This window comes from Rhodococcus sp. IEGM 1330 (genome assembly GCF_033142445.1).
Taxonomy (GTDB): Bacteria; Actinomycetota; Actinomycetes; order Mycobacteriales; family Mycobacteriaceae; genus Rhodococcoides.
The window spans coordinates 1-9,341 of the sequence record NZ_JAWLSB010000021.1 but is presented as its reverse complement, the minus strand read 5'-3'; the positions used below and the strand labels follow the sequence as shown (position 1 = coordinate 9,341).

The 9,341-nt window shown below is 56.0% G+C and carries 8 protein-coding genes; 6 read left to right on the top strand and 2 right to left on the bottom strand.

Going from position 1 to position 9,341, the window contains the following annotated elements:
* Positions 1–50: 50 nt before the first annotated feature.
* Positions 51–503: a hypothetical protein gene (locus tag R4P57_RS26720; protein ID WP_317805915.1), complete on the bottom strand. Its 453-nt coding sequence runs from the start codon at positions 501–503 to the stop codon at positions 51–53.
* A 113-nt stretch (positions 504–616) separates the two neighbouring features.
* On the opposite strand from R4P57_RS26720, the gene R4P57_RS26715 reads away from it, so the two are divergent.
* From R4P57_RS26715 to R4P57_RS26705, 3 genes are all read left to right on the top strand, one after another.
* Complete coding sequence (locus tag R4P57_RS26715; RefSeq protein WP_317805914.1) at positions 617–1,441, top strand: hypothetical protein; 825 nt, start codon at positions 617–619, stop codon at positions 1,439–1,441.
* A 729-nt stretch (positions 1,442–2,170) separates the two neighbouring features.
* Positions 2,171–3,340 (top strand): hypothetical protein, encoded by a 1,170-nt coding sequence (locus tag R4P57_RS26710; protein ID WP_317805913.1) that lies wholly within the window; start codon positions 2,171–2,173, stop codon positions 3,338–3,340.
* Positions 3,337–4,536 (top strand): hypothetical protein, encoded by a 1,200-nt coding sequence (locus tag R4P57_RS26705; RefSeq protein WP_317805912.1) that lies wholly within the window; start codon positions 3,337–3,339, stop codon positions 4,534–4,536. The genes R4P57_RS26710 and R4P57_RS26705 overlap by 4 nt, the downstream gene beginning before the upstream one ends.
* A 230-nt stretch (positions 4,537–4,766) precedes the next feature.
* Here R4P57_RS26705 and R4P57_RS26700 read toward each other — a convergent pair whose 3' ends face one another.
* On the bottom strand, positions 4,767–5,915 hold the full coding sequence (locus R4P57_RS26700; protein WP_317805911.1) for an XRE family transcriptional regulator: 1,149 nt from the start codon (positions 5,913–5,915) through the stop codon (positions 4,767–4,769).
* Between the two features lie 1,036 nt (positions 5,916–6,951).
* Here R4P57_RS26700 and R4P57_RS26695 point away from each other — a divergent pair.
* The 3 genes from R4P57_RS26695 to R4P57_RS26690 all read left to right on the top strand — a co-directional run bounded on the left by R4P57_RS26695 (position 6,952) and on the right by R4P57_RS26690 (position 9,223).
* The gene (locus R4P57_RS26695; RefSeq protein WP_317805910.1) at positions 6,952–7,572 is read left to right on the top strand and encodes a hypothetical protein; all 621 of its coding nucleotides are present in this window, start codon (positions 6,952–6,954) and stop codon (positions 7,570–7,572) included.
* A 27-nt stretch (positions 7,573–7,599) separates the two neighbouring features.
* On the top strand, positions 7,600–7,839 hold the full coding sequence (locus tag R4P57_RS26860) for a DUF2188 domain-containing protein (RefSeq protein ID WP_411742448.1): 240 nt from the start codon (positions 7,600–7,602) through the stop codon (positions 7,837–7,839).
* A 64-nt stretch (positions 7,840–7,903) separates the two neighbouring features.
* Complete coding sequence (locus tag R4P57_RS26690) at positions 7,904–9,223, top strand: hypothetical protein (protein WP_317805909.1); 1,320 nt, start codon at positions 7,904–7,906, stop codon at positions 9,221–9,223.
* Positions 9,224–9,341 lie beyond the last annotated feature (118 nt).

Below are 9,341 nucleotides of genomic sequence, written 5' to 3'. Positions count from 1 at the left end.
CGAATCCATCCTCGAGAAAGTCGCTCGCGGTCGCGTCGCATTAGCAAAAGTCAAATAATTTGGAGACACACCACTAGGATCTGGTCCTTCAACGCCGACTCCAGAGCAGCCACCTTTTTCTCCGTATGCTGATCGGGGTACTTATAACCGCTAGCCACCCTAGACCAACCAGCGTCCAGCAGGAACAGATGGTCACTCGCGTTCTTCGCGCGCCACGACAGCTCGCTGTCCTTCACGCGCGTGACTAGCGGTTTCAGGGCCTCGCTGGTGTCTTTGACGATCGGCGGGACCTCCTGTGCCGAGTACTCGCCCCGTTTGAGCTGCTTAGAAGCACTTTCCATCACCAAGATGACCTGTTCTAGCCTGCCGCGAATCTCGTCCTCTAGTTCGCGCTGGCGATCCCGTACCGGCGCTCGCTTGGCAAACCAGAGGTTATAGAGGCCCAAAGCCAGCGATGCGAGCGCAACGATCCCTACCACTACCTGTACGCCAAACGGTGTCATACGCCGATCGTATGTTCTAGGACGGACCCAACCACAAAGCAAAGTTCATCCGTTTGAATGACTGGACTGACATAGCCGACGTCAGAGAGTCGAACACCTGGTTGAATGTTCGGGTGAATGACGACAACGACGAGCCGAAAAAACCGCTTCTCTACCAGCGTCTTTGGAACAAAATACAAGCCAGTATGGGTTTCAGCGTATTTTGTGCGGTTCTACTGGTCTTGCTCATCTCGCTATGGGTCATCGGCAACTATTGGGACGAAGGATGGAAGGCAGAGCAGTGGGGCCCAGTAGCTTCATGGGTCGCCAGTCTCGCAACGTTCCTTGCAGTTGGGGTCGCGCTCTACCAGACGAAACTTGCGAGGGACGACGCGGCTCAGGCAAAACTAGACGCGGCCGTTCAGATCGCGAATGACGAAAAGCGGCACACGGACCAACTCGCGGCAGCGAGCGATAGGCTGACGAGTCAGCTAGACGCACAACGTAAGTCTAGACAGGTTGAGGCGCTATATCACGTTTACCGTGACGAGCAGATCCTCGAATCCGTCTACGATGCACTAATAAATGCTATCGGTCAGGCACGTAGAATTAACAACCCCGAGCACAAACTTCAGAAGGCGGTTGTGACCCTCATTGATGGCCTACGGGGTGACCGTGCGGAATATCGAGCGTCCATGGCCGAAGCAAACTTTGTGGTTTCAGACTTTGCATCACGAGAAGTACTCAAAGAAATGCAGGACAAGGAGCACGGTCTAAACGACCAGATCGAAGCTTTAGCAAGAGAAGTCACGACTACATACCAGTACGACATTGACTCTGTCACCTCAGCCCAGAATAGTGTATCGGAGTTGGTCGACCTTCGCGAGACTCTTATTGAGACTGCGAGAGAGCTATCCGGAGTAATACCTCTAGGCCGGGTCGAAGATGGGACTGCGTAGAATACCTCGGACGTATAGACGGTCGATCCTGTTCTGACCCACGTAGCGAGGTATCGGATCTCAAGCGGTGGCGCATCATGACCCGTGCGTGATGTTCTCAAGGACTTCGGCCAAGCCCAGATGCTGACGGCAGACAAAGTTCTCCACCAATGACCATCAATCTGCAATAAGGATAGTCTATCTGTTTCAACCGTGAGAAGGTTCGAGTCCTAAGCATTCACAGGGGGCATCTTGACATCCTTACCTCGGAGTCGCGGTCGCCACCGCCATCTCGGCATGATCGGCAGCGACGATGCCTACTGCGTCGCTCTCGAACTACTAGCGTTGACGACCGCGAACACCGATCAACCACATTGCCGTGCTCAGAACAGTCTTGGCAGTTGCCGACAGACTGCGCTAGACGATTTCTGAAGATGCGCCCCACTGCAAGATTCGCACCCGCCAGCGATTCTTGCATCCACGGAAGAGATGGGGCCCACGTCGCGGATTCTGCTGTTGACGCCGATGACATGCCAATACGCCCGCCCGTCAGATCCGAGCCGGTAGGGTATGCCACGATACGATCGGGATGCGAAAGCGAAATCTAGATTTAGCACTCGGGACCAGGGAGGGTAACTGATGGAGGAGTTCGACCTAGGCCTTCGATGCCAAGATGTTCATTCTGGATTGCGGAACGTCGACCCGAACTCACCTTCCTTGGGCCCCCTCGCAGATACCCGGATCGTAGGGATGGCGGCGACCGTCGCGGGACTAATTCGCGGTCGCGATGTTGTCGCCGACGCCCAGTCGCTATCAATAATCGCCGCAGCACAGCTTGACGTTGATGGCTTGGCGTTCAGTGAAGTCATTGACGTGCTAGAAAATGCTGACTTTGTCCAAGGTGTCAGGCGGCAGGGACGCAAGATCCTGTCGTTTACCGAGACTGTACCGTACTACGACGATTTGTACGGTAAACTCGGTAAAGCATGGCGAGACAGAGAACCTACTATCCTAGAACAGCAACTACTCGTCGTCGTCGATAAGCTATCGGCCAAGCCGATACCGTTCGAGGATCTGGAAAACGCCGCAGGGCTTGACAAATCCGATATCCCGCTTTTGCTTAAGGTTGGAACCGACGCGGGACTTGTTCAAACCATTCGGTCAATAGATGGCGATATAGCCTATTCCCCCTTCTTTGGTTTCGAGAATCCAGCACTGCTCGAAGAGTTGGTGCAGAATCATGGCTCAGGTCGCCTAGCCGAGGAGTTCGCAGCGATTCGCGGCCAGCAAGGACTGCCTATTAACTCCGCAACCTATCCGCTGCTGACGGACGCCGTTGCCCGCGGGCTGGTGATGGCACCCACCGTCACCCTGCCAAATGGGGCGGATCAGCAGTTTGCAGCGTTGCCGTACGTGCCCGATACCAGACTTCTAACCAGCCGTAAACCTATTGTCGAAAAAGCGCTGGCCATTCTTGCTTGCCTACGATGCGCGCAACATTATGGAGGGTACAGCTCGCTTAGTGCTTCCGGACTGATCAATGTTATCGGAAAACTGTTGGACCCAAATCGGGGTTTTCTTTACCCAAACAGCGCACACAAGCGGCAGTACGCGCTAATGCGAAATGCTGGAATAATCTACTTCGCCCCAGACACACGTGCGGGCGGCAGTTGGGTCACACCAACTTTCGTTGACAGTCAAGACAATCGAGAAGCACTTAATTTGGCTAGGGATCTAATTCTGTTTGGCGAGGGCTTGACAAGCAGGGTCGACGACGCCGATGCGCGCAGCGCTCTTGATCTCGGGACTGGGTACTCGGCACCCATGCAGACCATGCACCGCACACGGGATCGGGTAATGCCCACCTCTGAGCATCTAGAAAAAATTTTTGAGGCAGCGATGGGAAGAGCGGAGCTATGAGTGAACTCGATCTGGGTCTAAAAGTTGGCGTCAGAAGGCTGTTCTGGTCGATGGGAATGTCAACCAGACTCGATGTCGAGCTCCGGGGCTTTGCGCCGACTTCCGGTGCCGTCCGAAAAGGTCCTGCAGAGAGCTTCACCGACCTCGATGTCTTAGGCGTTGCCATTACTGGCAGTCATCAGACGCTCACCGAAATCGCCGACTGTAAGACGACCCGTCGCGATAGCACTTCGCGCATGTTCTGGGTTCGTGGCGTTGCCGACCTTTTTGGCGCAAGCCATGCCTACCTCGTTAGGGAGCATGACGTCACGGATGCGGCTAAGCAGCTTTCATCTAGGCTCGGGGTTACGGTACTTCCAAGCGATGATTTGCAAATAATGCAGAAACAATTCCACGAAAATTCGGCAGAAGTCTCAGCCGATCTTTCTTTTCTGTTCGATAAGAATGCAGTCTCGGAGCACCTGAACGCATTCAACGGGCTCGATCGACGCCTAAAACGATTGCTTGATTACAGGCAGTTTGACTACTGGATATTTGAAGACCACCGAAACCCCGTGCAGATGATTTCTCACCTGCAAGGAGTTCGAGACAGCCTAGACCCAAAAAATCCTATCCACGTTGGCCTTTTTCTCGACCTGAGCTGGCTGTACTTACTCAGCCTGGTGAAAGTGACACAACACGTACGGGGGTCTTTCCTGCGCGATCCCGATCGAGGAATTCAAGAATATCTATTCGGAGGTGCAATAAACCTTCGGGAAAAGGAGTTGACAGCTACGCTCATAAACCAGGTAAACAAAGACCCAAATAAGCCTTTTAACCACCTTCCGGACTACTACAAAGATCTGAGGGAGCTGACGACTCGCTTGATGCGAAGGCCCGGACGAATACAGACGAGCCTCAGATACGCAGAGGCTGCGACTTCGCTTTCGGTAGCAAAAAAACGTACTACATTGCAAGAGATTTTCAAATCAGACTACGATCCAATAGCCGCCAAACTTATTGCAGACGTCTGTGGTTTTCTCGTGGCTGCTGCGGGGTTAGACAATGGTTTTCGCACTAGAGCTCGCGCCTACTTGCTGGCAGAGACCCCGGAAGCACACCAAGGACAGGTAACGTCACCACTGAGATACCTTGATCAGTCAGCGGTCCCTTTGGAGCAACTCACGCTTGAATCTACGGCAGACCTCGACGACTAGCTGCAAATACTTCCAACTAAAAGAACGCTAACGATTCTGAGAATGCGAGAGCCGCTGGTGAACGCAGCCCCGAACCCTGCGCCAGCATGTAACCTTTACGTTGGATTTCGTCAACACGAATTTTGGAATTGGCGGCATTTTGGAGGGACCCCATCTTCAACCATCACCGGCTGCAGGCCTGGACTGTTTCACGTTACACAGCTCGAATAATGAAAATCGAACACACAGTGTCATTTGTTTTCCGTGCTCACGACCACCTTCATGCGTAACCCTTGATCGGAGCCCGAATCGACAATTAGCCTAAACTGATCGAGGCTGAACCCAGCCGAGTGCACCAGCTCCCCCAACTGAGTTCCGTGCTGTTCCAACAGCGACACTGAATTGCCCAGAATACTTGGCGATTCAGGAGGCCCAAGTGGTCCCGGCTCAGGCAGTCCCATAGACGCCAGCATCTGGTTTGCCCGCCGATAGGTTGAGTCAGTCCAGATACCAACACGGTGCGCCCTGTAAGCAAGTGCCCGAAGGCTCACGCCCCACCGCTTCTTCGCGTGTTGCATAGCCTCCCAATCCAGACGACGCGGCAATTCAGGCTCAATTTCACCTTCTGGGAGCAACAGATAAGAGGCAAACGTGTTCGCGTCAGCCTCGACAACTTTCGACCCTGGCGGAACATCTCGGTGCATAACCAGGTGTCCTAGCTCATGCGACGCGTCGAAGCGGCTTCGTGCTCGGTCGTTCTTCAGAGTCGACATGAGGACCAATGGACGGTGGCTGGAAAATGTCGAGAATGCATCGACACCTCGATCAATATGCCTAGGTAGCCGCAAGGCAATTACTCCATTTGCCTCCATATGGCGAACTACGTGCCCAATTGGTCCGTGCGGGATGTCCATTGCGCGCCGAGTCTGGTCCGCCATCTGCGCGATAGCCGAGTCGCTAGGCTGATCCAGCTCGCCGAAATCTGGTAAATTGACGCTTGGAAATTCCACGTATTGCTCGAACACGTCGATGACCGCAAGTGCTAGCTCGGCAAATGCGAGAGCTTGGTCTCGGGTTAGTGCAGGTGTTGATCGCAAGGATCGGAAATGCGCGGCACTACCGGGCACATCCGCAATTGGCCGACCGCGCCTGAAGAACTCAATCGGCTGGCCCAATGCCAGCGATAGCTGAGCTAACACTGGCAAGGTAGGTCTTGCCTGATCCTTCTCGAACTGGGAGATCGCGGCCGGCGTTACATTCGCATCCCGAGCCAGAACCGTCCGCTGCTTGCGAGCCAAGCGCCGTGCGAGCGACAAGCGTCTACCATCAAAATCTGAGACGACGCCTTCGGACCGTCGTTTACGTGCTGCGAGCCGCTTCGGTGACTCCTGGTCACTCAACGGATTGGTCCTTGCGCGCTGGTGGCCGGAGTCCGATCTGCGGCTCTGGTGTCGATCGATCCTCGAAGCCCTCCGGCCCCGTGGGGATCGGAGTCCTCCAAGCGCCACTCACCGGGCCGTCTTGGGGCTCGTCCCACCAAAGCTTCTGAACTGCCATCCAACTACTGACACCCGCACTGGGAAGACCAAACCATCCCGCGGTGAGCCCAGTGGGGATTTCTCCGCTCCACACTAAGAACACGTCTACACACTTCGCTGGAGTCTGGCGTCGCTCAAGATGACCGAACATCGAAATTTGATCACCGACCGGGACGTACTGAGACGAGTTTTTCTTGGCGGACTGGAGCCTTGTAGCGCTGTCGGACGACCAATCAAATCCGCTCCCGAAGTCCGGTGTGCGCGAGTCGCTTCCTTGCGCCTTCATGACGTGCATATCGATGCCGCATGTCTGGATGAGCAGCGAGTTCTCAGGTGTGCTCACTTGAACCCCTCGCTGAACCCATCCGCTGTCGGGATTCTTGCAGTGCTTCTGGATACGTTGACTGATGTTCTCCGCAGCAAGGAAGCCGAACGCTCGCGGGGTATCCCCTAGCTCGCTCGGTTCGTAACGCTGCATGTTGGCCTGCCACATGGACCGCACCTCGTCGCGGAGCAGGTCCGCGATACCGGCCGTTTGCACCCGGTCGACAAGGACCGCTAGATGGTCAGCAGCTTGTTCGTCCCATTGATGCACACCGATAGTTAAGCAGACTCCACTACACGCGCGGAAGTCGAACTTGTCAAAGTCTAGGCAACAGAAATTTGTAGAAAATTAAGTAGACTTCAGCGAACTGCCATGTCATGATGAGCACGAGTCATGAGCCGCCAACCGCCCATGACGCTCAATCCGAGGGTGCAGGAAGCGACCGACCGCAGATCAGACGCTTGCTGTCTGGTGCCGATCATCGATCTCCGTCTCTGCTGTAGTCCCCCAACCAACAAGACTCGACCAGGACGACAGGGTCGCGGGCATGCCCAACAGCAGAGGAGCACGAGAATGACCACGCCACTGACGTCGAAGATATCGATCGGTAGCTTTGCGGACTTCGTGACCGCAACATCGAGTCGCCGACTGACTGCAGTTCAGAACACTGTCGAGTCCTACACACAGGTTTACGACCCAGCGAAAGATTTCTACAAGCAATTTCGTGACGCACTTCGGACTGGCATTCAGGCGGGTGATGATGTCGCGAAAGTCGCAACTGCGGCCAGACTCGCGCACCGCAACCGACGAGACCACTACGACACACTGGCCGCGAACTGGACTAAATGGCGGGCTGGCAAAGTTCTCGAACCCACAATCGCACGCGGTAGTTGGTCGCACGGCGGAGTGACGGTGTCGGTCTCCCCGACTTTCGTATACAACGGTCCGGATGGGCCTGAGCCCGTGTGGACCTACTACAAAGAAGCGCCGATGACACGCGACGCAATACAAGCTGTAACGCGACTGATGGAGCTTGCACTCACTACGTCTTCTGGTCGACCTGCAGTGCTAGATCTTCGCCGTCGCAAGCTCACATACGGACGCTCGACGCGGCGGCGGCATTTTGATGCATGGCTTGAAGGCGAAGCCGCTGCGTTCGAGGCAATGTTCACCTCTATCAGCGCCGCCGCATAGCGGCAGACAAGTCACGGGAGTAGGAATATGTCCAAGCCGAATCGCCGAGTAGTACAACGCCGGGCAGATGGCAAGACCGAGGTGCGCAAGCCCGGTGCGGACCGCGCAGGTGCGGTTGTTCCGAACCAAGCTGCCGGGATTAAGCGGGCTCGGGAGATCCTTCAAAACGATGGCGGCGGCGAGCTGCAGGTCCGGGGGCTGAAGGGACAGATCCGCAAGCAAGACACCATTGCCCCAGGACATGATCCAGAATCGTCGCCAGGGTAGCCCGCTCGTTCCAGGTCGTGTCTGATCCTGATCGCCACGATTCCTCCGTCCAGGAGCACGCATAATGACAGAACCCGGTCCACGTTCAGACGGAACCGATGCATTTGAGGTCTCGCTTGACGCGGCCGAGCAGCGAGATCCTGCCGGAGCCGAGGCGACGCAAGTTTGCCGCGCAGCCGCGATTGGGCTGCACTTCGCACCTCGGGACTCCGATCTGCTACTTGACTCAGCAGCTGCGATCGAGGAGCTCGGCTTTCCCACCCGTCCAGCGCTTCAAGAGGAAGGCTTGGACTGGGCAACCGTCCCATTTGCCGACGTACTCGGCACGATGGACACCCAATTCGCGAATTTCGCGGCCGCGTGGCAGCATTTTAACAGCGACCCGACCCCTCAAGCTGCCACCGCGGTGCTGATTGCACAACTTGGCAGTACGCAAGTGCGAGAATCGACGGCGGCGGCAGCCGTGCTGTGGCGGGTGCTTCGTGACAATGAGCTGAACAATGTCGATGTCCTTAGCATCCTGAATGATTTCTCAACTTTCTATGCCTTCGACTTGCCTGCCCCAACGCTTTTCGAGTTCTGGCCGGAAGCGGGTCCGGCTCGTGTGCGCGAATACAACGAAAGTCGTTGGCGTGAGAGCTATTCCCAGGGGTCTAGGTATACGGGTACCCCATTAGGGATGGCCTGGTTGTGGGGCCTGGTCCGGTGGCGCATCGTTACAGGTCTCGCCGATAGTGATCCGGTCGTGCGCCAGCTCGCCCACGCAGCTTTAGCCAGTGACTATGCGGGCGGTGCCGAGATTCCGGCCGATTCAGTGCCCCCACGACCACCAATTGCCGGGAGCCCTCTCGCCATCTCGACAATGGTCCACGGAACATTCGGCTGGAAAGGTGAATGGTGGAGGCCACAAGGCGACTTTCATCAGTTCATCCGTCAGAACCACCGGCCAAACCTGTACGAGCGCGGAGCGCGGTTTTCGTGGAGCGGAGCATACAGCCACACCCAGCGACGCTTGGCGGCTGACGATCTCGCAGATTGGGCTGCTGACGTTGCCCCTCATGGGATCGAGAGCCTCTTTGCCCACAGCTATGGTGCCGATGTCGCTGCGCGCGCCGTCGGGCTGGGATTTCGCCTTCACGAGCTCGTTTGTCTGAGCGCACCAGTCACTCCCTCTTTGCGAAAGCTCGCGGGGATGGGAGTGAGAATTATCGACATACGACTCAAGTTCGACCCTATTCTGGCCATCGCCCTAACACCTCAACATTTCCCCACCTCTTCGCACGTCACTCCTGTCGTACTAAGAGCCTGGCGACTAAACCATAGCTCCACCCACACCCGTCACGTTTGGGAAGAAGAGGGCATTGCGGCGCGCGCCGGAATATGACACCGAAATTAGAAGCAGTGCAGCGCAATTAATTCGAGCTGTGAGGTTCACCCCGGATGGTGGACACCGAGATAGCGGGACCGAGGGTTCCGCTGGAAGGATGTCCTCATGTCCCGCA